At 34.5% G+C, this 24,225-nt stretch carries 25 protein-coding genes and 1 tRNA gene; 7 read left to right on the forward strand and 19 right to left on the reverse strand.

What is annotated here, in order from left to right:
- Nucleotides 1–8: 8 nt before the first annotated feature.
- The 6 genes from QWY87_RS05295 to QWY87_RS05320 form a co-directional block, all read right to left on the reverse strand.
- Nucleotides 9–965 carry an O-antigen ligase family protein gene (locus tag QWY87_RS05295; RefSeq protein ID WP_290289136.1) on the reverse strand — a complete coding sequence of 319 codons (957 nt, stop codon included), beginning with the start codon at nucleotides 963–965 and terminating at the stop codon, nucleotides 9–11.
- 263 nt (nucleotides 966–1,228) lie between these two features.
- Entirely contained in the window at nucleotides 1,229–2,449 is a 1,221-nt protein-coding gene (locus QWY87_RS05300; RefSeq protein WP_290289139.1) for an EpsG family protein, read from the reverse strand.
- 5 nt (nucleotides 2,450–2,454) lie between these two features.
- On the reverse strand, nucleotides 2,455–3,720 hold the full coding sequence (locus QWY87_RS05305; protein WP_290289141.1) for an oligosaccharide flippase family protein: 1,266 nt from the start codon (nucleotides 3,718–3,720) through the stop codon (nucleotides 2,455–2,457).
- A gap of 66 nt (nucleotides 3,721–3,786) precedes the next feature.
- Entirely contained in the window at nucleotides 3,787–4,857 is a 1,071-nt protein-coding gene (locus tag QWY87_RS05310) for a hypothetical protein (protein WP_290289142.1), read from the reverse strand.
- A 147-nt stretch (nucleotides 4,858–5,004) separates the two neighbouring features.
- Nucleotides 5,005–6,366 (reverse strand): OmpP1/FadL family transporter, encoded by a 1,362-nt coding sequence (locus QWY87_RS05315; protein ID WP_290289145.1) that lies wholly within the window; start codon nucleotides 6,364–6,366, stop codon nucleotides 5,005–5,007.
- 18 nt (nucleotides 6,367–6,384) lie between these two features.
- Nucleotides 6,385–7,692 carry a hypothetical protein gene (locus QWY87_RS05320; protein ID WP_290289147.1) on the reverse strand — a complete coding sequence of 436 codons (1,308 nt, stop codon included), beginning with the start codon at nucleotides 7,690–7,692 and terminating at the stop codon, nucleotides 6,385–6,387.
- A 104-nt stretch (nucleotides 7,693–7,796) separates the two neighbouring features.
- Here QWY87_RS05320 and proS point away from each other — a divergent pair, with 104 nt between their 5' ends.
- From proS to rpsT, 3 genes are all read left to right on the forward strand, one after another.
- Nucleotides 7,797–9,272 carry a proline--tRNA ligase gene (proS, locus tag QWY87_RS05325; protein ID WP_290289150.1) on the forward strand — a complete coding sequence of 492 codons (1,476 nt, stop codon included), beginning with the start codon at nucleotides 7,797–7,799 and terminating at the stop codon, nucleotides 9,270–9,272.
- 87 nt (nucleotides 9,273–9,359) lie between these two features.
- Nucleotides 9,360–9,431, forward strand: a tRNA-Glu gene (locus tag QWY87_RS05330).
- Nucleotides 9,432–9,464: 33 nt separating this feature from the next.
- The gene (rpsT, locus tag QWY87_RS05335) at nucleotides 9,465–9,716 is read left to right on the forward strand and encodes a 30S ribosomal protein S20 (protein ID WP_290289153.1); all 252 of its coding nucleotides are present in this window, start codon (nucleotides 9,465–9,467) and stop codon (nucleotides 9,714–9,716) included.
- A gap of 76 nt (nucleotides 9,717–9,792) precedes the next feature.
- Here the strand turns inward: rpsT and rodA are convergent, their stop codons facing one another.
- From rodA to purH, 6 genes are all read right to left on the reverse strand, one after another.
- A complete protein-coding gene (rodA, locus tag QWY87_RS05340; RefSeq protein WP_290289156.1) occupies nucleotides 9,793–11,070 on the reverse strand; it encodes a rod shape-determining protein RodA in 1,278 nt (425 codons plus the stop codon).
- Entirely contained in the window at nucleotides 11,051–12,931 is a 1,881-nt protein-coding gene (gene mrdA, locus QWY87_RS05345; protein ID WP_290289157.1) for a penicillin-binding protein 2, read from the reverse strand. Before mrdA ends, rodA begins: the two co-directional genes overlap by 20 nt.
- Before the next feature lie 3 nt (nucleotides 12,932–12,934).
- A complete protein-coding gene (gene mreD, locus QWY87_RS05350) occupies nucleotides 12,935–13,441 on the reverse strand; it encodes a rod shape-determining protein MreD (RefSeq protein WP_290289159.1) in 507 nt (168 codons plus the stop codon).
- Complete coding sequence (gene mreC / locus QWY87_RS05355; protein WP_290289161.1) at nucleotides 13,434–14,264, reverse strand: rod shape-determining protein MreC; 831 nt, start codon at nucleotides 14,262–14,264, stop codon at nucleotides 13,434–13,436. The genes mreD and mreC overlap by 8 nt, the downstream gene beginning before the upstream one ends.
- 17 nt (nucleotides 14,265–14,281) lie before the next feature.
- A complete protein-coding gene (locus QWY87_RS05360) occupies nucleotides 14,282–15,310 on the reverse strand; it encodes a rod shape-determining protein (RefSeq protein WP_290289163.1) in 1,029 nt (342 codons plus the stop codon).
- A 176-nt stretch (nucleotides 15,311–15,486) separates the two neighbouring features.
- Nucleotides 15,487–17,019 carry a bifunctional phosphoribosylaminoimidazolecarboxamide formyltransferase/IMP cyclohydrolase gene (purH, locus tag QWY87_RS05365; protein ID WP_290289167.1) on the reverse strand — a complete coding sequence of 511 codons (1,533 nt, stop codon included), beginning with the start codon at nucleotides 17,017–17,019 and terminating at the stop codon, nucleotides 15,487–15,489.
- Nucleotides 17,020–17,278: 259 nt separating this feature from the next.
- Here purH and QWY87_RS05370 point away from each other — a divergent pair, with 259 nt between their 5' ends.
- Nucleotides 17,279–18,481 (forward strand): MFS transporter, encoded by a 1,203-nt coding sequence (locus tag QWY87_RS05370; protein ID WP_290289170.1) that lies wholly within the window; start codon nucleotides 17,279–17,281, stop codon nucleotides 18,479–18,481.
- On the opposite strand, the gene QWY87_RS05375 is transcribed toward QWY87_RS05370, so the two are convergent.
- Nucleotides 18,462–18,935: a GAF domain-containing protein gene (locus QWY87_RS05375; protein WP_290289175.1), complete on the reverse strand. Its 474-nt coding sequence runs from the start codon at nucleotides 18,933–18,935 to the stop codon at nucleotides 18,462–18,464. The two genes, QWY87_RS05370 and QWY87_RS05375, sit on opposite strands and share 20 nt — an antisense overlap.
- A 49-nt stretch (nucleotides 18,936–18,984) precedes the next feature.
- On the opposite strand from QWY87_RS05375, the gene xrtF reads away from it, so the two are divergent.
- The 3 genes from xrtF to QWY87_RS05390 all read left to right on the forward strand — a co-directional run bounded on the left by xrtF (nucleotide 18,985) and on the right by QWY87_RS05390 (nucleotide 20,579).
- Nucleotides 18,985–19,533, forward strand: a complete 549-nt coding sequence (gene xrtF / locus QWY87_RS05380) for an exosortase family protein XrtF (RefSeq protein WP_290289177.1) — start codon at nucleotides 18,985–18,987, stop codon at nucleotides 19,531–19,533.
- Nucleotides 19,526–19,966, forward strand: coding sequence for an exosortase F system-associated membrane protein (locus QWY87_RS05385; RefSeq protein ID WP_290289180.1), 441 nt, complete (start codon nucleotides 19,526–19,528; stop codon nucleotides 19,964–19,966). Before xrtF ends, QWY87_RS05385 begins: the two co-directional genes overlap by 8 nt.
- Nucleotides 19,967–20,267: 301 nt before the next feature.
- Nucleotides 20,268–20,579, forward strand: coding sequence for a heavy metal-binding domain-containing protein (locus QWY87_RS05390; protein WP_290289183.1), 312 nt, complete (start codon nucleotides 20,268–20,270; stop codon nucleotides 20,577–20,579).
- A 46-nt stretch (nucleotides 20,580–20,625) separates the two neighbouring features.
- On the opposite strand, the gene pyrG is transcribed toward QWY87_RS05390, so the two are convergent.
- The 6 genes from pyrG to QWY87_RS05420 form a co-directional block, all read right to left on the reverse strand.
- Nucleotides 20,626–22,233, reverse strand: coding sequence for a CTP synthase (gene pyrG, locus QWY87_RS05395; RefSeq protein ID WP_290289185.1), 1,608 nt, complete (start codon nucleotides 22,231–22,233; stop codon nucleotides 20,626–20,628).
- Nucleotides 22,234–22,362: 129 nt separating this feature from the next.
- The gene (locus QWY87_RS05400; RefSeq protein WP_290289188.1) at nucleotides 22,363–22,542 is read right to left on the reverse strand and encodes a hypothetical protein; all 180 of its coding nucleotides are present in this window, start codon (nucleotides 22,540–22,542) and stop codon (nucleotides 22,363–22,365) included.
- Nucleotides 22,543–22,629: 87 nt separating this feature from the next.
- Nucleotides 22,630–23,502: a nucleoside phosphorylase gene (locus QWY87_RS05405; protein WP_290289192.1), complete on the reverse strand. Its 873-nt coding sequence runs from the start codon at nucleotides 23,500–23,502 to the stop codon at nucleotides 22,630–22,632.
- 36 nt (nucleotides 23,503–23,538) lie between these two features.
- Nucleotides 23,539–23,895, reverse strand: coding sequence for a translation initiation factor (locus QWY87_RS05410; RefSeq protein ID WP_290289196.1), 357 nt, complete (start codon nucleotides 23,893–23,895; stop codon nucleotides 23,539–23,541).
- Complete coding sequence (locus tag QWY87_RS05415) at nucleotides 23,888–24,055, reverse strand: hypothetical protein (RefSeq protein ID WP_290289199.1); 168 nt, start codon at nucleotides 24,053–24,055, stop codon at nucleotides 23,888–23,890. Before QWY87_RS05415 ends, QWY87_RS05410 begins: the two co-directional genes overlap by 8 nt.
- Nucleotides 24,052–24,222: a hypothetical protein gene (locus QWY87_RS05420; protein WP_290289202.1), complete on the reverse strand. Its 171-nt coding sequence runs from the start codon at nucleotides 24,220–24,222 to the stop codon at nucleotides 24,052–24,054. The genes QWY87_RS05415 and QWY87_RS05420 overlap by 4 nt, the downstream gene beginning before the upstream one ends.
- Nucleotides 24,223–24,225: the final 3 nt, after the last annotated feature.

Genomic DNA, 24,225 nt, shown 5'->3' on the forward strand with positions numbered 1-24,225 from the left:
TTTAAAATTTAATCTTTTGCTGAATTGAAATTAAGCATTTCTGTTGATCCAAAAATAATGAAAGCATAAAAGAATGAAATTGCTGTGATTCCCCAAATACGATCCAACATGTTTTCAAACAGTAAGTTCAGAAAAACGATTAAAACAAGGGATACAGTAAAAATATTTCGTTTAAAAAACAAGGGTAACAAAACAAAAACGGTAGTTAATGAGAAGCCTATAAAACCAGCGTTGAGCAAACTCTGAAGAAACTGGTTATGCATATTCTTGTCAATTCCGGTGCTTTTCATTATTCTATCACGTCCTCCTGAGTTTCCAGCTCCTATGAAAAGCTCTTTTAGATTCAAATCAGCAATTGAATTCCAAAGCAGCAATCTTTCTGAAGTACTGTTAATTTTCAAGGGATTTTGCTCTGAGCTGAATGATCTATAAGCGTTCTTTAAACGTATTTCTGTTGATGGTGTTTTTGCTATGATTAAGGCCAGCAGTAAGATAGCGGATACTCCAATTAGCCTGTTTTTGTTTGATTGGCCAATAAATAGATAGGCCAGTAGCACGATAAATAATGAAATAATTCCGGTCTTGGAACTAAGGAAGATAATCATGATCACATGTATTAAAATGAAGCTCCATTTTAATAATTTTTTTAGCTTAATTGTTTGAGTGAATAGCAGGATTATAATGGCAATAATCGAGAAGAGGGCATAATAGGAGGGGTGCATATCGAAAAAGAAGAACAATCTTTTATAACTTAATTCTCCCCAATTGATAATCATTTCGTTTTGATAAAACCTTTCAGTGGTTTCACTATCCCAATTACCATAAATGATTTGATTCTTATTGATAACCGACCTTGCTAATCCGGCAATCAAAAGTATAGAAGAGAGTAAGGTTAAGAAAAGTACATATGTTTTTAAGGCTAGATTTTTAATTTGTTCTGATGAAACTGAAAAAATAATCGGCATAAAGACAAAACTTAATCTTTTGCTAATTTGGTTAAAGCCTAATGTGTTTTGATTAAACAGATCTATAAAAAGACCTATGATGATAACTAATGTAAAGGTGTTGAATAAAAAGTACTTTTTCCAGATATTCCGTGGACGATTTTCTCTTAATAACCAGATTGAGATCAATGTACATAGTACCAGTATAATTGAATTGGCGGCGAACGAAAAAATCACACTAGGGACAATTAAAACAAACAAATAATTAAAAACGTTTTTAATATTCATAATGATTTAACTTTTTTAGGACTGGCTGTTTTTTCATCAATATGTTTATCGATCCACTCAATGTCATATTTCTTTATAGAAAGTGAAATGACATTGTTATAGATAATACTTGGGATGTATCCAACTCTAATGTTTTTTTGCTGAGCGACTATCCTCGTTGAAAAAACCAGTGTAATTGTTAGTGCTAAGCCCAGATGGATTAATTGACTATAAGCCTTCTTTTTATTTTCGATAATCATGCAGAGTATACCGAAAAATGTAGCTAATACCAAATACCTATTAAACAAATTAGGGAAAGAAAATAGCACATTTATCAATATTAAAAATGGAATTGCTATTTTTCTGTGCATAGTATTTCCTTTGGTAAGTAAAAAGTAAGCTAAGACCAGAAAATATAAAATACGCTCAATATAAATTTGGAAAAGAGCCTTCCATGTTCTCTCCTCAAAGAATTCCAGTGCCCAATAACCTAAAAAATAATCCTCCAGCTTTTCTTTAAAAGGGATGTTCGGAAACCATTCAAGTAAGTTGTTTATTAAGAAGATAAATATATAGCTACCAAAAGGAATAATTAGTAAAGAAATTAAAAGGGCGGTATTCAATTTTTTTAGTGATAACCTACTTAAAAAATAAATTGGAATAGAAATCAAAGCGCCGAAATGAATCGTAGATGCGAGGATTAAAAGCAGGATGCTGTATTTTTTACCATCAATTTTATTGAGAAACGCATAAATCACTAAAAGTATGGCCAAAGGAAATCTTAAAAACAAGCCCTGAAGCAGAAAGTCAAATTGCATTACAAACAAAAGAATTATTAATACACTGATTTTTCTTGGCTGTTTTAATAATAAATTAAATGAGAGTTGAAAAAAACTAAAGATCATCAAGAAAATAATAATTCTGATAGATAATCCAATCTTGGCGAATACATAAAGTAATGCATAAAAAAGAAAATCAGGCTTCACACTTAAGAAATCAATAAAAGAATCAAAATTAAATTCCTGAAAATCAAAATATGTGAGATACAACCTATATAAATCTCCTGTAGGAGCTAAAAGAGAAGCTGTTAATGCAAAAAACGTCGAGATCAAAATTGTATAAAATACCCGTCTCGTTTTAATCAATTGAAAAATAACCAAGGGTAAAGACCAGAATGGCATGAAAAAAAAGGCTGTGCCCAAGACAATGTCGGAAATATAATATCTTGATTTGAGCATATTTTTCATCTTGAAATAAAGATCAATCTATAGTGTATGGCAACAACTAATCTATAAATGGCCATCATAACATCAACCAGTATTCTTGACATAATGATGATTTCAAAGTTTAAAGAGTCCGTGTTCCATAAAAATAAAAGAATCAAGATATAGATTGTTGATGGTATTATAAAACTATAATTAAAATGATTTTGATGACCAAAAGCTATTAGCGTATTTGGCCCCAATAAATAGGTCAAGACCACCACAGGAATTAGAATGCTGAGACGTTGTAATAATGAGCTGTATTCCATTAATTCAGCACCTCCTAATAGATTCATCAAAAACGCTGCTTGCCAATAGGTAAAAGCCCAAAACAATAGCGATACTGAAAATCCTATAAAAATGATCTTTTGATTCAGCAGGAGGTTCTTAGTTCTTGCTATAGTTGGGAATAATACAACAGACAGCGTCTCAAAAGGCAGCTGCATTACTGCTATGATCTTGAATGAAATGTCAAAACTACTGACATCCTTCATCGAACAATAGATGCCTATGAGCATAATAGCTGCAAAATTAAAGGATTTACCAAATAAGCCTCCAATGAAAAAAGCAAAGGATTCTTTTATGAGATTGGTGACGTCAGAAAATCCAAAACGAACTATTTTTATATTGAGTTTGGTAATGGCAAAAATCAAACCGAAGAAACCAATAAGTATTTGACTGATGGTTAAGAGCAGTGCATAACGCAATAAGTGCTCTGTTTGGGTGATGAACCAGAGCGTTGTAATGACAAGTAATAGTCGAAAAACAAAAACAATTTTAGTCGGTATTTCTAATTTTTCAGAACCTTGAAAAAACCATATGGGAAAAACTGCTTCACCAAAGGCAAAGCCCAATAGGATCAATAGTAAAAAGGAATTCTCTCTTAATAAAGGGAAAAAGCTCAGAGAGATTAGTAAAAGTATGCTACTGAGAATAAAAAGAGATATTTTAATGCCCATAATGGATGAAAATACCGTATTGATTCTATTCGGATCATTATGATCTTCAGTAACGTATTTAGCTGCATAGGTGTTGAATCCAAAATTGACAACGATCACCAAGTATTGAATAATTGAAAAAGCCCAGACAAAGACCCCATAGGTCTCGCCACCTAGAGTTCTAACCAAAAACGAAACCAGAATATATTGACTTAATATATTAAAAACCCTAAGCATTGATAAATAGGAAAAATTTTTAAAGATAATTTTCCCATCAGCGTTAAGATTTGATAAGTTGAATATATTCACCTAAAAGATACTTGGTTAATAGAAACCAATTATAGGGTTTCAGTAATAATCATTTGAAAAATGATGCTAACGTTGATTCTTATAAATCACAAGTTGCTGATCTAATTTTCGAATACTAATCATTAGGAACATCAATACAAACCCTCCAATGAAGCCGATAATTGCGAAATTTTTATACCAGGTCTTGACCTTCATACCTATTGAATTAAAACTTGAAACTACATTGACAACCTCATTTTCTGCAGTCAGTGTTTTGTTTACTTCAATAAGCTCTTCATTCATAACCATATATTTATCAAAAACATCAACTTCTTTAGTTGAGTTTCCTGTTTCCGACATGAAAATACTGGTTCCTGAGCTTTCTTTAGCACTTTCAGTTAATAATACTGTTTTATACAATTCACGCAATGAATCGAGTTCCACCATTGAGCTTTCAAGCGCAGATTTTCTACTCATCAAATTTGAATATGCTGTATTTTTGACTTTGTCATAATAACTATTGCTGATAATAGAATTGATAATTGGGGTTTCTAACTTTTGAAAAATGTATTTATCTTTTGAAGTAATATTGACAATATGATATTTGAAGGATTCAATGGGTTGTCCTTTTGAAAATGTTTTATAATCAACATGTTTTACAGCATTACTGTCAAGTTCTGATATAAAATTCTTATAAGATATTAATAATTGATTTTCATTTGAATAAGGTTCAACCTCGATCCAGGATATACTAGCAGCTTCTTCTTTAGAGATTTTCAAGCTTGTAGCTAGCCTTTCAAAGTCATTTTGTTTTACAAGACTTAAGTAATAGTCAATGTTTTTGTATAATTGAACAGCAGACCCAAAATTTGGTTCAACGGTCATTGAAGATTCATACTGAACTTCCTTTATAGCATATTGGTAAATGGCACCAATACATCCACCAATAATTGCAGCGAGGATCATTTTTTTTAAATTACCCCTTATAAAAATCAGGAATATTAAAAACCAGCTAAAAACTGTTTTAATAAGAGATGCTATAAAATTAATAATAGCCGAGAATCCTTTGCCAATTAGAACGAAAAGTTGTGCAATATCAATATCTTCTTCTCTTGATTGACCCGATTGTTCTTTACCTTCAAGTTCATCTTTCTTCATAAAATGAGAATTTGTTTGAAGGGTAAAAATACTTAAAGAAACGAAAGAATCACAATAATTTTAAGCGATGTTCCTCAAAGAGTCATTAATGCCTTTTAAAAGTGACTCATTTATGAATATACTCATGGTATAAACCAATTTCTTTATTTAAAAAGAAAACACAAGAGAGGATGTAAATCTTTTATTTGTGATATCCAATTGCGCGGGTTCAGCTCCTTCTGCAGTCATAAACCGATATTCATCAAGATAGCCAGAATTGTCATAAGCAAAGTCTAATCCGAATTGTCTGGTGAATTTGATACCTAAACCTAGAGAATATCCTGTTGTATCATATTCAGTTGAAGAGCTTACATAAGGAGATTGTATGATTCTGTACCCAGCTCTAAAACTGAGAATGCTGTATTTCCATTCCGTTCCAAATTTGAAAGAATGTGTATTTCTTAGACCAGTGCTGAGGTCTTGATTTTCATCAATGAAATTACTGGAAGGGGAGAGACTGGTTTGTTTAAAATCTTGAAAAGTATAATCAAAACTAAACAATCCATACTTGCCAAAAACATAAGCAAGACTTCCTATGAATTTTCCAGGTGTTTTCAGCTTGTAGTCGTAATAATTTGGCAATGGATAATCAGGGTTAGGATCAGGTTCTCCATTAAAAACATAAGATGTTCTTCCCTCAAATCTTTCAGACATGTTATACCAAATGGGAGATTGATAAGCTGCGCCTAATCTCAAGCCTTTGTATGGTGTAACGATGATTCCCAAACCAAAATTAAAACCACTTCCATAAGTAGATAAATATTCAACATTTCTCACATCCATAGTGTTGCCTTCGCCGTCATTACTACTTTCTTCAAAAACCGTATTTTGATAAAAATTGATATGATGAAAAGCCATTGAAGCTCCCATATAAACTATTTCTTTATATAGTGATGCAAAGCTGAAATTGAATTTGTCATTTATACCAGAAGTATAATTATAGAAATATTGATCGTCAACATTCACATAGTTAATATCATTATTAGGATCGTCGTCAAAATTAAAATCTGGGTCATCTGGATATTCGGGAATGCCACTATTACCTTGAACGACATAATTATTGTTGAAATGGTTAACGACGCTATAATTAAATCCAAAAGCGAATTTATAAATATCCGGGTTGCCAAAACTATCCCAGGAATTTAACCCTCCAATTTGCGAAAATCTAAAATAATCATCAGTATTATAGATCGTATTCCCATAAAAAGATGAATTAATATCGGTATCACGATAGGTGAATGTCGTAGAAAATTCTCCCTTATTGTAAACGGCTAAGCCGGCCGGGTTGATATCTACTGCTGACATATCATTTCCGAGTGCCCCAAAAGCACCACCCATTCCAACAAATCTTGCGGTCCCAAAATTACTTTCAGTAGAGAATAAAACAGCTTGATCAGTATAGCTCAATGATTGGGCAGTTATAACAAAACTGCATAGGTATAATATGACAAAAGGTATCTTTTGGTTCATAGCATGTACTTTTTAAAATTATCTTGTTCTTGATGGTCTTGACGCAGACGAACTACTTGGCTTAAATGATCTGGATGGCGCAGAAGATCTACTCGCTGAGGATGAACTCGAAGACCTGCTAGAGCGGGCGCTCGAAGACGACTTGCTGGAGCTTCTTGATGAATAATTCGATCTGTTGCTTTTTCCACTTGAAGATTTAACATTGCTGTAATTTGTTTTCTCCGTAACTGAAGGCGTATATTTTGTATAGCGTTGCATATTGCCATTGCTTCTGGCGTTGGCATAAGAAACTCTTGACCCTGAGTTGTTTTTTACACCGCCTTGAGTTCTTTTAATAAAAGTGCGATTTGAAGAAGTTCCACTGCCGTTATTTACATTGTTATAAGACATTTGTCTCCTTCCAGAACTGCTTCTTGCGCCTGAAGAGCCACTTCTGAATCCAGATGAGCTTCCTCTTGAACTTGGCGAGTACGATCTGCTAGATGGGGCTGAAGAACGATTATAACTTCTACTATTGTTAGATCCAGAACTATTTCTATATCCAGATCTGTTATTGGTATTGCTATAACTTGATCTTTTTGAATAAGAAGTATTGTTATTCCTTGCACCACTTCTGCTGCTGGAATTTGAATAATTTGTATTTCGTCCGTTTCTGCCAGAATAGTTTGAAGCGACATTCCTACCACTAGATCTATTACTTCTGCTATTAAAGGAATCTGCTCTATTGACTCTGCCAGTATTCATTCTACCGGTATTATTAGCATAACGTTTTCCATAAGTTGCTCTTTCATAATACCCAGGATGGTATGGCGGATAATAACCAGGATAATAAGGAGGATAGTAACCATATCCAGGATATCCCCAACCCCAACCATAGCCGTAACCCCAGCCATAACCATAGCCATAACAAGGATAACCCCAACCGTAATAACCACCCCAACCATAACAAGGTGCACCCCATCCGTAACCAGCACCAATTCCTACATTAAAACTGATACTTACGTTTGACGATGTGGCATCCCATGGTGGATTGCCATTATACTGTTCAACATATGTTGTGTCATTTTCATAGTCTCCCTGATAGGCATCTATGTCTGTAAAAATTTCTTCACTATTATCTTTTTCACCTGAAAAATAACTTTGATAATAATCAGTTTTAGTATCTCTGACCATAACAACTTCTTGTTTAGTTTGCCCAGATCCATAAATACCATCATCATCATTATAAGCCTGTTGAGTAGAACTGCACGAATAAAAACCTACCGTCAGTAATCCCAGCGTGATACTGTTAAAAAGAATATTTTTAATTAGAGTAATGTTTTTCATAGTGACTTATTTTTATGGTTGTAAGGCAAAAAAAAACTAAGTTTGCAACTTATTTTTCGAGTTCAAAAGTAATATTACAATATTTATGCCAAAAATTTATTTACATGGGTAAAAAACTGACTAAAAGAGCGGAAGATTATTCTAAATGGTACAATGAACTAGTTGTAAAAGCTGACCTTGCGGAGAATTCCGGGGTACGTGGAATGATGGTAATTAAACCTTATGGTTATGCAATTTGGGAAAAGATGCAGGCCGAATTAGACAGGATGTTTAAGGAGACCGGTCATGAGAATGCTTATTTCCCTTTATTGATACCCAAATCATATTTTAGTAAAGAAGCTAGCCATGTAGCTGGATTTGCAAAAGAGTGCGCAGTTGTTACGCATTATAGATTAAAAAACGATGAATCTGGAAAAGGAATCATTGTAGATGAAAAAGCAAAACTTGAAGAAGAATTAATCATTAGACCAACTTCTGAAACGATTATCTGGGATTCATACAGAAAATGGATTCAGTCATACAGGGATTTGCCACTTTTGATTAACCAATGGGCGAATGTGATGCGTTGGGAAATGAGAACTAGATTGTTTTTGAGGACCGCTGAGTTTTTATGGCAAGAAGGTCATACGGCTCATGAAACAAAAGCAGAGGCCATTGAGGAGACTCAGAAGATGCAAGGTGTCTATGCCGAGTTTTCTGAAAACTTTATGGCGATGCCAGTGATTAAGGGAACTAAAACAGAGAGTGAACGATTTGCTGGAGCCTTAGACACCTATACAATAGAAGCGATGATGCAAGATGGGAAGGCACTTCAGGCTGGAACATCTCATTTTTTAGGGCAAAATTTCGCCAAGGCATTTGATGTAAAATATACAACTCGAGAAGGGAAGCAAGATTATGTCTGGGCTACATCTTGGGGCGTATCTACAAGATTAATGGGAGCCTTAGTGATGTCTCACAGTGATGATTTTGGATTGGTATTACCTCCTAAATTAGCCCCTATTCAAGTAGTTATTGTTCCTATTTACAGAAGTGATGAGCAATTAGATTTGTTGAATGAGAGGATTGCTCCTATAACGAAAGAGTTAAAAGAAAAGGGAATATCGGTTAAGTATGACAATAGAAACACTTATAAACCAGGCTGGAAATTTGCAGAATACGAATTGAAAGGAGTTCCTTTGAGAATTGCAATGGGGCCGAGAGATCTTGAGAATAATACGGTTGAATTGGCAAGGAGAGACACACTTGAGAAAGAAAATCTTAGTCAGGATGTATTGGTTGAACGTATAGAGGGCTTACTAATTGAAATTCAAGACAACCTTTTTCAGAAGGCATTAAGTTTTAGAAATGACTTAATAACAGAAGTCAATAGTTTTGATGAATTTAAAGAAATTCTGGAAACAAAAGGAGGATTTATTTCAGCACATTGGGATGGTACTTCAGAAACTGAGGAGAAAATTAAAAGCTTGACCAAAGCAACTATCAGATGTATTCCTCTTGATGCGGAACAAGTAGAAGGATCATGCGTGCTAAGTGGAAATCCATCCTCGAAAAGGGTATTGTTTGCAAAAGCATATTAAAAAACGAAAAAAAAATTAAAAAGTTCTTGCAGAGTTGAAATAATGTATTAATTTTGCACTCGCTTTAATAAATAAAAGCAAACTCTTGGCCCGTTCGTCTATCGGCTAGGACGCCAGGTTTTCATCCTGGTAAGAGGGGTTCGATTCCCCTACGGGCTACATTTGTTTAAATAACAATTTAATATTAGAAGTATGGCAAATCATAAATCGGCATTGAAGAGAATTAGAAGTAATGAGTCGAAACATTTAAGAAACAAGCACCAGCACAAAACTACACGTAATGCGATTAAAAATTTGCGTACTGTAGAAGATAAGAAGGATGCTGAGGCTTTATTGCCTAACATTGTTTCAATGCTAGATAAATTGGCTAAGAATAACATTATACACAAAAACAAGGCTGCTAATGTTAAATCAAAATTGACATTGCACGTAGCTTCTTTATAGTCGAAGCCAACTTAAAGATATACTAAGCAACCCATTCGGGTTGCTTTTTTTTTGACTACAATTCATGAAATTTAACTTACCATTCATAAATTCTATCTGCATCCAGTCTGATTAATATGAATAAAAGTACTGTAAATCCCCAAAGAGACGAGCCTCCGTAACTGAAGAAGGGTAGTGGGATACCAATCGTTGGTAACAGACCTATCACCATTCCAATATTAATGGTAAAGTGGAAAAAGAAAATAGCCACTGTAGCATAAGAAAAAACTTTGCTAAAGATAGACTTTTGTCTGTCTGCAATCATAAGTAGCCTGATTAAAAATACCACAAACAGTATGATAACGAAACTACTACCTATAAAACCCCATTCTTCTCCTACTGTGCTGAAAATATAATCAGTTTGTTGTTCTGGAACAAAATCCCCTTGAGTTCTGTCTCCTTGTAAAAAGCCCTTTCCATTTACACCACCCGATCCGATAGTGATCACTGACTGAGCCGTGTTATAACCAATCCCTTGATCATCAACATCCTTTCCCAGAAGAATATTAAACCGGTCTCTGTGTCTTTGTTCGAAAACATTGTTGAAAACATAATCCACACTGACGATGAAGATACCGGTGAAGAAATAGATGATCACGAACCTTAGCCAATTGTGTCTGAGGTATTTTTTGTTTTTATATACCAGATAACCTAAAAAGCCTGAAATGGCCACAGAAGCGATTATTAGGGTTGTAAGAAACCCAAAGTACAAGGTGATAACAAATAAGACCAAAGCAAGAAATCCAATTACCAAATAGTAAAGCGGTAACCCGAATTGATACAGGACTAAAATAAGCGAGCCATAAACCAATGCTGAACCTGGGTCTGGCTGCAAAGTGATGAGTAAGGCAGGTAGAAATATGATTCCAAAGGCTCTTAATTGATTCGGCAGTTTTCTTAGATCCTGGTTTCTTTCGTTTAGATAATTGGCTATTGCCAGTGCGGTGGCTGCTTTAGCGAATTCTGATGGCTGTATTCCGAAAGAACCAAAAGTATACCAGGAGGTTGCACCGTTAATATTGTTTCCAAAAATGAAAAGACCAGCCAGTGAAAGAACAGATACCAAATAAAATATTCCCGAAAACTGTTCATAGAATTTTTTATCGATGGCAAGAATAAATATGATCAGCACGAAACTAAGCAGGATCCAGATCATCTGCTTACCATACTTAGTACTGAGATCGAATAATTCATATTCTGTCTCAGAAAATGTGGCTGCATAAATACTGAGCCAACCTAGAAATACGAAAAGCAGGTACATGATGATGGTAGGCCAATCTACCCCTTTGAATATATTACTCTTCCTTTTGCGCAACGTAGTTTTCTATTTCAAGTTGTTTATTATACTCTTCTTCCAGACTTCCTTCAAACATTCTTTTTTCTAACCAGTCTCTTTTGACCTCTCCATTTAAATAACTTTCGATCATTAAACTTGCAATCGGGGCAGCCCATCTGGAACCCCAATAGCCATTTTCTACAAATACAGCTATCGCGATTTTCGGATTGTCTTTGGGGGCAAAAGCGATGAAAATTGAATGGTCGGTGAATTGAACCCTTTCGCCATTAATTCTTTTAAAATTTTCTGCTGTTCCTGTCTTTCCACAGATTTGAATACCGTCAATTTTTGAACCTCTAGCCGTTCCAATTTCAAAAACATTGTACATTCCATCAATGACAGGTTCAAAATGTTGTGGATCAATAGTGGTATATTTTGGTTTGGTATATTTAATGTCATTGTTGATGCTATCTCCAATTTTTTTGAGAATATGTGGGGTGTAATAATAGCCTCTGTTGGCTATGGCAGCTGTCATATTAGCCAGCTGAATCGGAGTAGTAAGCACCTCTCCCTGACCTATGGCATTTGATATTGTGGTAATTGCTTTCCATTGATGATTTGGATAATAGCGATTATAAAGACTTGAATCAGGGATTAAACCTTTTTGACCTGCTGGAAGATCGTAGCCCAGAAAATTACCTAAACCAAAGCTTTTTGCATGATTACTCCAAGTATCGATTCCTTTGGCAGGAGAGTCATATTTTTCAATTGTTCTTCTGTAAAGATTAGAGAAATAAGAATTGCACGATCGATAAATTCCTGTATTCATGCTAATGGGAGTTCCTACAATTCCACAGTGGCATTTCATGAATCCTCCTCGACCGTATTTATAGCCGTGATAACAAGAAAATCCGGTTGTTGGGGTCACTACATCCTCTTGTAAAGCAATCAGGGCGTTAATGATCTTAAAAGGAGAGCCTGGAGGGTATTGTGCTTGCAAGCCTCTATCGAGCATTGGTTTCTTTACGGAATCATTAAAAAGCAAATAAGAGTTTTTAGATCTTTTTCTCCCTACAAGCATCTTAGGGTCGTAACTAGGAGTTGACACAAGAGATAATATTTCACCAGTGGATGGTTCAATCGCAACAATACCGCCTCTTTTGTTCGACATTAATTTTTCTGCATACATCTGGAGTGCCATATCAAGTGTGAGCGTGATATCTTTTCCGGGAATTGCAAGCGTGTCATATAAGCCATCCTTGTAGGCGCCAATTTCTTTGTTAAAACGATTTTTTTGAATAAAGCTTACACCTTTTTTACCTCGTAATACTTTTTCGTATTGTTTTTCAATCCCCTGATAACCAACTAATTCACCTAGTTGATAATCGGTATTCTTTTTTAGCAATCCTTCATTGACTTCACTTATATATCCGAGAACATTGGCGCTTGTGTTTTCAGGGTATTGACGGAGGAATCTTTTTTGAATGAAAAAACCTTTGTATTTATACATTCTTTCCTGTAAATAGGCATAGTCTTCTTTTGAAACCTGTCCTACAAAAATAGAGGGAATTCTAGGGGAATAATTTTTGGTTCTATGATAACGTTTTAAAAACTCTTCTTTTGTTATTCTAAGTAATCCACAGAATTCTAAAGTGTCTAGAGGTTCTACGTCTCTTGGAATGATCATGATATCATATGAACTTTGATTGGCTACCAATAACTTACCATTGCGATCATATATAAACCCTCTGTCAGGGTAAGCAAATTTTGTTGTGACCGCTGAATTATTTAAAGGGTTCTGACGGTATTTGGAATCAACTACTTGTATAAAGAATAACCTGCCAATAAAAATGGCGCCTACTGTAAGAATCAAAAAATATAACAGTGAATTTCTTGGCATCTTTTATCTTTTACGCATTACAAAGGTAAAACTTATCATCGTTAAAATTATGGTAAAAACACTTGTTAAAACAGTGTTGAGCAAAATGGTACCAAACTTACTCCATTTAAAATATTCCATTCCAAAAACAATAAAATGATGCAGAAATGTTAAGATGACTACATAGAGGAACATTTTAGGAAAAGGGATTTTAAATATAGTCATGGCTCCATATTCAATGTCTCTTTTCCCTATTACGCTTTGTAAGATTGGAATCCTAACAAAAGCAATAAATAAAGTAGCTGCAGCATTAATACCGCCCGAATCAGAAAAAATATCGATACATAATCCGAGAAAAAAGCTCAATATCAAAACCGAAGCATCATCTTTTTTGATAGGGTAAAGAAAGATAAAAAAGATGTAAAAATAGGGATTAATATAGCCGAGGAAGTTGATATTATTCAGCACGATGATCTGCAAAAATATCAATCCTATAAAAAGCAAAGCGCTATTAATATTTTCCCTATTCATTAGTCGATTTTTCTTCGATTGATTTTATTTCCATTTTATCAAAATTCTTAATCACTTGCACAAAACCAATAGAACTCATGTCATTAAACAAAGTGATATTGATAAATTCATAATTGTTGTTTAGTGTTTTAAAATCTTTGATGGTACCTATAGGAATTCCTTCTGGGAAAATAGTTGATTTTCCGCCGCTTACAATTGTATCACCTGCATAGATTGCCGCCTGTATGGGCAGGTCTAAGAGTTGGACAACGTTGTAATCGTTATTATCCCAGCTCAAACTTCCATAATGATCTGAATTTAATAATTTTGCGTTAATTCTTGAATTCACATTTAAAATTGATAGTACTGTGGCGTAATTTCCAGAAACACTTTTAGTAATTCCAACGATTCCTTTGCCATTGATCACAGCAAGATCAGATTCTAAACCTTGATTTGAACCTTTGTCAATGGTCAGATAATTATTGTTTTTCCTGTAATTATTGTTAATGACTTTCGCACCAGTATAAACATATTTTCGTTTGTATTTCAAGCTGTCAACGTGAGTCAAATCTCGTTGCACGATATTTGTGCTATCCAGACCAAGAAGGTTCTTCAAATAGACGTTTTCATCATTCAAGCGCTCATTTTCTTTTTTTAGAAGCAAAAATTCTTTGAAATTATTGATTTTATTGTAGACTCCTCCCGTTAAGAAATTCGCCGAATTGACAAATTTACTTTTGTGAAATGAGTGACTTTGAATTGTAAAAATAATGGCAAAAAACTCAAGCAACAAAAACAGTATAAATAATTTATTCTTGTCAAGGAATGAAATAATTTGTTGCATAATATTTCTTCAGGATGCTATTTCATTAAAACACTTTTGTATTTCTCAATATCCTTCAAAGCAATACCTGTTCCTCTAACAACTGCTCTTAAAGGATCTTCGGCAACATATACGGGTAAGTCAGTTTTACGCGAAAGTCTTTTATCTAGTCCACGCAACATTGACCCTCCTCCAGCGAGGTATATCCCAGTATTATAGATGTCTGCAGCAAGCTCTGGAGGCGTTTGTGATAGGGTTTCCATCACAGCATCTTCTATTCGAAGAATAGATTTTTCGAGCGCCTTAGCTATTTCCCGGTATGATAATTCAATTTGTTTTGGTTTTCCACTTAGAAGATCACGCCCTTGGATAGAAATATCATCAGGAGGTGTATCTAATTCTTCAGTAGCTGCACCAATTTGAATTTTAATTTTTTCAGCCGTAGATTCACCAATATATAAATTATGTTGGGTTCTTAAATACATAGCTATATCACTGGTAAATACATCTCCAGCTACTTTTACCGATTTGTCACAAACAATTCCGCTTAAAGCGATTACAGCAATCTCGGTTGTTCCTCCACCAATATCAATAATCATATTTCCCTTTGGCATCATGATATCTATTCCAATACCTATGGCAGCAGCCATTGGTTCATATATTAAATAAATATCCTTGGCGTTCATTTGTTCTGCCGAATCTCTAACAGCTCTTTTCTCAACTTCAGTAATTCCTGAAGGGATACAGATCACCATTCGGAGTGAAGGTCTGAAAAAACGTTTTTTGATGGTAGGGATATTCTTTATGAATTCACGAATCATCGCTTCGGAAGCCTCAAAGTCAGCAATTACCCCATCCTTTAAGGGGCGTATTGTTTTGATATTTTCATGAGTTTTACCTTGCATAAGGTTCGCCCTTTTTCCAATGGCAATAATTTTGTTGGTTGCTCTGTCCATGGCAACTATTGATGGACTATCAACAACAACTTTTCCTTTGTGAATAATTAAAGTATTTGCAGTTCCTAAATCGATTGCAATATCTTCGGTCATAAAGTCAAAAAACCCCATAAAATGATATCGTGTTAACTTGTTTGTAATGTGAATGTCACAAATGTAATAAAATTACCCAATTCTTAAAGCCAAAGCCTTAAAATAGTTAGAACTATTTTAAGACCTTGAATTCATTTGGATTTGTTCAAATTTTGAGGGAGTATTTGAAGCTAAATAAAATGTTGTCAGTTCAATTAATGCTTAAAATGCCTGGTGCCCGTAAAGACCATAGACATATTGTTATTGTTGCAGTAATCAACTGATAATTTGTCTTTTATGGATCCGCCAGGTTGAATAACTGAAGTTATGCCAGCATTGTCAGCAATTTCAACACAGTCTGGAAAAGGGAAAAAAGCATCGCTTGCCATCACTGACCCTTTGAGATCAAAATTAAAATGATTTGCTTTGATAATAGCTTGATTCAAAGCGTCTACTCTAGATGTTTGCCCTGTTCCACTAGCAAAAAGCTGCTTATTTTTTGCAATTACAATGGTATTGGATTTAGTATGCTTGCAAATTTTTGAGGCAAAAATTAAGTCAGAGGTTTCATTTCCTGAAGGCTCTTTATTGGTAGCTTTACTAAGATCACTTATTTGATCAGTCTTGCCGTCTTTCTCTTGGCTTAAGACACCATTCAATGCCGTTCTATAAGTAATGGCAGGTAATTCAACCTCCTTTTGAATCAGAATAATTCTGTTCTTTTTTCCTTTTAAAATTTCTATGGCTTCTTCCTCATAAGAGGGAGCGATAACAACTTCACAAAATAACTTATGAATTTCCTCAGCCGTAGCCACATTAATCGTGGTGTTGGCAATTAGGATACCTCCAAAAGCTGATATCGGGTCACCGGCTAAAGCATCATTATAAGCTTGTTCAATAGTTTCTCTTTGTGCCAGTCCGCATGCATTATTATGTTTGAGAATAGCAAAAGTAGGAGCTTCTCCTTTGAACTCATTCATCAAATTCACAGCAGCATCTACATCGAGTAAATTATTATAAGATAATTCTTTACCGTGTAATTTATCAAACAATCCCTCAAGGTTGCCGAAAAAATAACCCTTTTGATGTGGATTCTCACCATATCTAAGTTCGCTTGCCTGATCAAAACTTGCCCTGAATTCTATTTCACCAGCTTCTTGGTTCAAATATTTAAAAATGGCAGTATCATAATGGCTGGAAACACCAAATGCCTTTGCTGCGAAATTTTTACGATCACTCAATTCAATTGAACCGTCATTCTTGGAAATAATATCAAGAAATTCGTCGTATTGCTTCATGCTTGAAACACAAATAACATCTTTAAAATTTTTAGCAGCGGCCCTTATAAGAGAAATTCCGCCAATATCAATTTTTTCGATGATGTCTTGTTCAGAAGCATCGCTAGCCACAGTTTTTTCGAAAGGATAAAGGTCTACAATTACAATATCAATTTCCGGAATCTCATATTCACTTAATTGTGAAAGGTCACTTTCATTTTCTCTACGTCCAAGAATCCCTCCAAACACTTTTGGGTGTAAGGTTTTTACCCTTCCGCCTAAGATTGAAGGATAACTTGTTAATTCCTCTACAGGAACCACATTAATGCCTAAATCGTTAATAAATTTTTCTGTTCCTCCAGTTGAAAAAATAGTTACACCTAAGTCGTTTAATTTTTTCACGATAGGCTCTAATCCATCTTTATGAAATACGGAAATTAGTGCCGATTTTACTTTTATGCTATTGCTCATGATTCTTGTTGAAGATATTGCGCAAAAGTAATAAAACAATCTTGATCAACAACGATTTGATTTAATATTATGACCAAGTTTTAAGTCAATTTTTAGATTTCGAAACGAGCTTGGATCATCTCATTGATTTAATAGCATCTTGTCAATAAAATTAACTGATTCATCCAAATGATGCATAAAAAAGTATATTTGAATAAGATTAAGAATAGAACAGCAATTTGGTGAAATCTGAACGGGATTGTACCATAAAACTAAAATTTTGAAAGAGGTTGAATTAGGCTTAAAAAACAATTGGAAGCAATTCGTTTTGCTGGTTATTGTTAATACTTTTGTAGGTGGAATGGTAGGTATGGAAAGAACCATTTTACCACAGTTGGCGGAGGAAAAATTCAATTTAAAGGTCAAAACAGCCATTTTGTCCTTTATCATCATTTTCGGAGTCTCAAAGGCAATTACCAATTATTTCACCGGAGTTCTTGCTGATAGATTAGGAAGACGAAATCTATTGATCGTTGGCTGGATCATTGCACTGCCAATACCTTTTATATTAATTTATGCCCCCTCTTGGTCATGGATTGTTTTTGCAAATTTACTTCTAGGTGTTAATCAAGGTTTGACATGGTCAAGTACCGTTGTGATGAAAATTGATCTGGTTGGGCAGAAGGATAGAGGATTAGCAATGGGGCTTAATGAGTCAGCCGGATATTTAGCGGTAGGAGGAGTGGCCTTCTTAACAGGATGGATAGCGTCTAATTACGGATTGATTCCGTACCCTTTTTATGTTGGAATTGTTCTTTCAGTGCTGGGCCTGCTTTTTTCAGTACTATTTATAAAAGACACAAAGCATCATGTAGCAAGGGAATCAAAACAGAGTTCGAAGGCTCAATTGAAACGTGTTTTTTGGGAAACAACCTGGGCCAATAAAAACCTTGGTTCAATTACTCAGGCAGGATTGGTAAACAATCTGAATGATGGTATGGTTTGGGGTTTGTTTCCTATACTTCTGGCTGGCCTTAATTTTGATTTGGAACAAATTGCGATCATTGTCTCAGTTTATCCAACAGTATGGGGATTGGGTCAATTGTTTACCGGTAAACTGGCAGACATACTTTCAAAAAGGTCTTTGATGTTTTGGGGTATGCTATTACAAGGTGTGGCATTGAGTTTTATGGTGATAACAAAGGAATTCTATCCCTTTCTAGTTTTATCGGCAGTTCTGGGAATTGGAACAGCCTTGGTTTATCCTACATTTTTAGCCGGAATTGCCGCCTATACAAATCCTTTGCAAAGAGCTGAGAGTATTGGCGTATTTAGATTGTGGAGAGACCTTGGCTATGCTTTGGGGGCTATCTTAACTGGAGTTATTGCAGATCTATTAGGCATTAACTATTCAATTATGGTCATCGCAATCATCACGATTATTTCCTCTTTAATTATTCGCTTCAGGATGGATCCTGGCTGATTAAATTCTGAAGATTCAAACTCGCCACTTCGCTGCAGACAAATTCAAGCAATTCTTCATCTTCCTTTGTAAAAGGAGCCCGATCATGCGAATCAATATCAATTTGTCCTATATTTTTGCCTTCTTGAAATATGGGTATTACTATTTCTGATTTTACTCCAATGCCGCATGAAATATAATTATCTTGTTCCATGACATCTTGAACAACAAAATTTTCATTACTTAAAGCTACTTGACCACATATACCTTTTCCAAATGGAATGATAGTGTGTTCAGTTGGTTCTCCGGAGAATTGCGCTAATTTCAATTCTTGTTTATAACCATGAACGAAATAGAATCCAACCCAATGAAAATGGGCGTAATTGCTTTTGAGTAAATCGCAAATCTGCTGGAGTTTTTGCGTGTTGGATTGGTCATTGTTAATTAATTGAGAAATTTTGCTTTTGATTGTCATTTAATCTAAATCTTTCATATAAATTTGGAAGTGTAAAAATATTTAATCTTTGCATAAAAATAAAGCCATAATTGTTTTTTTAGTAAAATTCTTTGCTACCTACTTTATTCTTTTTGGAGCCTATTCGTTTTATTTAAACAAGACACAACAAAAATCAGATGTTTTTGTTTGTTCGCCCTTAACATATTCAGTGGCAAATCATGTTTATAAAACAGCGAAAATGCTTGGTTATGATGCCGAAATAGAGCAACACTCTGAAGAGCTTTCAATCAAGTTTATGCTGAATGGAAATTATGTATCCCGTATAATAGAAGGCTGTAATTCTGTTAGTATCATCATTCTTTTTCTATCTTTTATCATTGCATTTTCGGGAAGTTTCCTCAAAACGTTTTTATTTGGGCTTTTTGGGAGTATAATTATCTATATCGTTAATGTATTAAGAATTATAGCATTAAGTATTTTATATCATAAGTTTCCGGAGTACCAGACAATTTTACATGACCTTTTATTTCCTTCCATTATTTATGGATTAACTTTTGTATTATGGGTTACATGGGTTAAGTTTTTTTCTAACTTGAATACAAAGTCAAATGGATAAAAAACTCAGAATAGTAATAATTTTAGCACTGTTTTTTGTTCTCGTGCTTGTTAGGGCATTTGAGCTGCAATTGTTTTATGACCCATTTATTGAATACTTTAAATATGATTATTTGTATGACCCAATACCTGTCTTTAGTGGTTCGAAGTTATTGACATCTTTAATTTTCAGGTATGGCTTGAACACTGTTATTTCTCTATTCATAATTTACATCGCTTTTGAGAATAAAGGTTTTGTAGTGTTTGCAGTAAAGTTTTATATGATTGCTTTTGTCATACTGAGCATAACATTTTTTATCATTTTAAAGGGTGAACTTGCCCATGGTTATTTGTTTGCATTTTATATCAGAAGGTTTTTGATTCACCCCTTATTTGTGTTATTGCTGCTACCGGCCTTCTATTATAAACAGTTAACAACGAGAGAAATAATTTAACAAAAATTTAAAAATAAGAGTACATTATTAGCACTACATTTGATAGTATGTTACAAGTGTTAGATAAAATAATGGCCCTCATTATAGCCCTCGCAGTATTATTCACAGCAGCCTTAAATTCGTTTTAAATTAATTTGCTTAGTTTATTAATTTAGGCATTTTACGAAGTTTATTTCTGTAGCGTTTTTAGAGTAGTTGTGATTATATATTGCCACAAGAATTCCAGTGTAAAAATTCTCATGTTGAATGATTATAGATGTGTTTTATCCTATATTTGTTGGCTGTAACAAAATTTAAATTTATGAAAATATTAGTTAGAATTTTTTTCTTTTTAATGATGACAGGCTTTGTATTGACTTCCTGTAACAATGATAAGAAGGAGCATGTTGAAAGTAAAGAGGCTTTAGAGCAAAAGGAGCATTCACATGATAAAGGGGCCGAGGCGGAAGATCATGGTTACGAGATGGCTATGTCAGCCTACCAATGCCCGATGAAGTGTGAAGGCGATAAAACTTATGAAGAAGAAGGCGCTTGCCCGGAATGTAAGATGGACCTAAAAAAGATTGAAGCTGCGGAAAACGCCCAATCAAAAGAGGAGCCTACAGAAAATTAAACTTTAGTAATAAATAAAAAAAAGCGACTCATTGAGCCGCTTTTTTTTATTTATCATCTGCGCATGCTTTAACAAAAGCAATAAACAATGGATGGGGGTTCAAGACTGTACTTTTATATTCCGGATGGTATTGAACACCTACAAACCATTTATGAGAAGGAATCTCAACGATTTCAACCAAGCCCGTTTTTGGATTCAGACCTGTAGGAACTAATCCGGCATCTGATAACTGGTCGAGATAATCATTGTTAAATTCATAACGATGTCTATGTCTTTCACTTATTAATTCCTCACCATAAACCCCAAAGGCTTTAGATTTTTTTACGATTTTACAGTCCCAGGCTCCCAATCTCATGGTTCCTCCTTTTTCCGTAACCATTTTCTGGTCTTCCATTATATCAATAACTGGATGAGGAGTACTTCTGCTCATTTCAGTTGAATTTGCATTTTTAAGGTTGAGCACATTTCGGGCAAATTCTATAACGGCCATTTGCATTCCAAGACATATTCCAAGAAAAGGAATATTATTTTCTCTTACATATCTGACCGCTGCAATCTTTCCTTCGATACCTCTGTCTCCAAAACCTGGCGCGACAACTAAACCTTTGAGTCCTTTTAATTTTTCGGCAGCGTTTTCTTCATTCAAATCTTCTGAATGTATCGGATGAATGATCACCTTTAATTTGTTATGTGCCCCAGCATGGTCTAAGGCCTCCAAAATTGATTTATAGGCGTCTTGTAACTCTATATATTTTCCGACTAGCCCAATGTCTATTGTTCCTTCAGGATTCTTATAATGATCTAAAAATTCGTTCCATTTGCTTAACGATGGTTTCTTGCTTGCTTTGAGGTCTAATTTTTTCAAAACCACTTCATGCAAACCTTCAGCAAGCATCAAATTCGGGACGTCATATATGGTTTTTGCATCGATAGACTCGATAATAGCATCTTTGTCTACATTGCAGAACAAGGCCAGCTTTCTTTTTATATCCTCACCAATGTGATGTTCTGTTCTGCAAACCAAAATGTCAGGACTAACACCACTTTGCATTAGCTCTTTTACTGAGTGCTGGGTTGGTTTGGTTTTTAATTCTTTTGCAGCAGCTAAATAGGGTATAAGTGTTAGATGGATAACAATTGCATTGTGTTTACCCAGGTCCCATTTTAATTGTCTTACAGATTCAACATACGGGAGTGATTCAATATCACCTACAGTTCCACCAATTTCGGTTATAACAATATCATATTCTCCAGTCTGGCCAAGAATTTTGACCCTTCTTTTAATTTCATTCGTGATGTGAGGAATAATTTGAACCGTTTTTCCAAGATAATCTCCTTTTCTTTCCTTGTTAATTACTGTCTGGTATATTCTACCGGTGGTAACATTATTGGCTTGAGAGGTTGGGATATTTAGAAATCGCTCATAATGACCTAAGTCTAGATCGGTTTCGGCACCATCGTTGGTCACAAAACACTCTCCATGTTCATAAGGATTTAATGTTCCAGGATCTACATTTAGATAGGGATCCAGTTTTTGAATGGTCACTGAAAAACCACTTGCTTGTAATAGTTTCGCTAAAGAGGCAGCAATAATTCCTTTGCCAAGAGATGAACTAACTCCTCCTGTAACAAAAATATACTTGGTATTTGGCATTGTGTTTAGGTTTGTGCAAAATTACAAAGTCTATCAATTGTGGCAAGAGATTTCGTTTTTTTATTTTTAAGCACAAAAAAAACCGTCAATCTTGATTGACGGTTTTTTTTAAAATGTATAGAATTCAAATTAATTGATGATCTCATCATTTGTTTTGAATTTCTTTGAAAGAACCATCTCCTGATTCTCAAATTTCATATTTTTAATAATGTACTTGTCTGATTCAACACAACTCGCACTTGATCCACCACAGGAAGCAAAGCTTGCTGACGCGAAAATAATAACTAATAAATAGGCTAACTTTTTCATAGGGTTAATTTTTCGTTAATAATAATCAAGGGAGATTGCTATAATAACGTTTGAAAAAATTGTTTAGTATATTCTAGATAAAATAAATTAAGATGTAAGCTTATTTAGTGAGTACTTAATCATGTTGTCAACAGCGGCATAGGGGTCTTTACTAAAGGTGAGGTTAACCCTGTTGGCAATGATAGCATTCATTGATATTGCCTTGTGCCCAAGCAACTTAGATAGCCCATATATAACTGATGTTTCCATCTCAAAGTTTGTGATTCGCAACGCTTTGTAGTTGAACTTTTCAATCATAGAATTCATGTCTGGATCTTGTAATGGGAGTCTTAAAATGCGTCCTTGTGGCCCGTAAAAACCACCTGAAGTAGCTGTGATTCCAGAAAAAATAGAATCTGACATCAGTTTATTTGCCAATGCTTCACTACCTTTTACAATATAGGGTCTTGCTTTTTCTCCAGGATACTTACAATGATTGATAAATGCTTCTTCTAACTCGGTTTCAAAAAGACCTTGATTCTTATAGAAATGAAGTACGCCATCAAATCCAAGCCCATATTTTCCGATTACAATGGAATCTACAGGAATTTCTTCCTGTATGGAACCAGAGGTTCCCATTCTCACAATTTGCAGGCTCCTTAAATCTTTTTTTACTGTTCTTGATTTTAGGTCTATATTGACCAAGGCGTCAATTTCATTTAAGACGATATCAATATTGTCTGGACCAATACCAGTTGAAACAACTGTAATTTTTTTTCCATTTAGATCCCCAACAATGGTTTTGAATTCTCTTTTTTGAGTAGTGAATTCAATATTGTCAAAATGACTTGCAACTCTTTCTACGCGGTTTTGGTCTCCAACAAATATGACGATAGGAGCTATGTGCTCAGGTTTTAAATTAAGGTGATAAATACTACCATCAGGGTTGAGAATGAGCTCGGAAGGTCCTATAATACGCATAAAATGGTGTGAATTTAGAATTTGTTTTGTTGAATTTTATCCTCCAACTCTTTTTACTTGATATCCTTCCTTTTGAAGGATTGACATAATTTTATCGCGATAATTCCCTTGAATGATAATCTCTCCATCTTTTACTGTACCGCCTACACTACATTTCGTTTTTAAAAGTTTTGCAAGTGATTTTAATTCAGATTCGGGTCCAACAAAGCCAGAAATTACTGTTACCGTTTTTCCGCCGCGCCCTTTGTTTGAGAAATGAGCTTCAAGTCTTTGATCTTTATTGCTAAGGATTTCAGTCGATTGATCTGAAAAAGCAGAAAAATCTTCTTCATTATTTGTCGAAAAAACAAATCCCCCTAAATCAGATAAACTATTAATTTTTTTTTTAGCCATGGCGTCGTTTCCAATATTTTACCAATCCAAAGATAAATAAAATAACACCGACAATAAACATTCCTAGAAAACAATAATAACAGTCATCCTTAATTTTTAAAGCCAATACGGTTACCATTACCGAGGCTACAACGATAGAAGCAGGGTTGGAATAATTCATTTATTTTTTAATCGTATCCATGCAAAGACTAATAATGCCAATGATTCAAAAGTAAGGCCCAAACCAATAAAAATCATCGATTGATCCCAGTCGAAAAAAGTACCTATCGCTCCAACTGTAATCAAGACAAGTCCAAAACTGAACAAAGACAATAGATTCTTATTCATTTT

Origin of the sequence: Lutimonas halocynthiae (assembly GCF_030409835.1) — a bacterium.
Lineage (GTDB): Bacteria > Bacteroidota > Bacteroidia > Flavobacteriales > Flavobacteriaceae > Lutimonas > Lutimonas halocynthiae.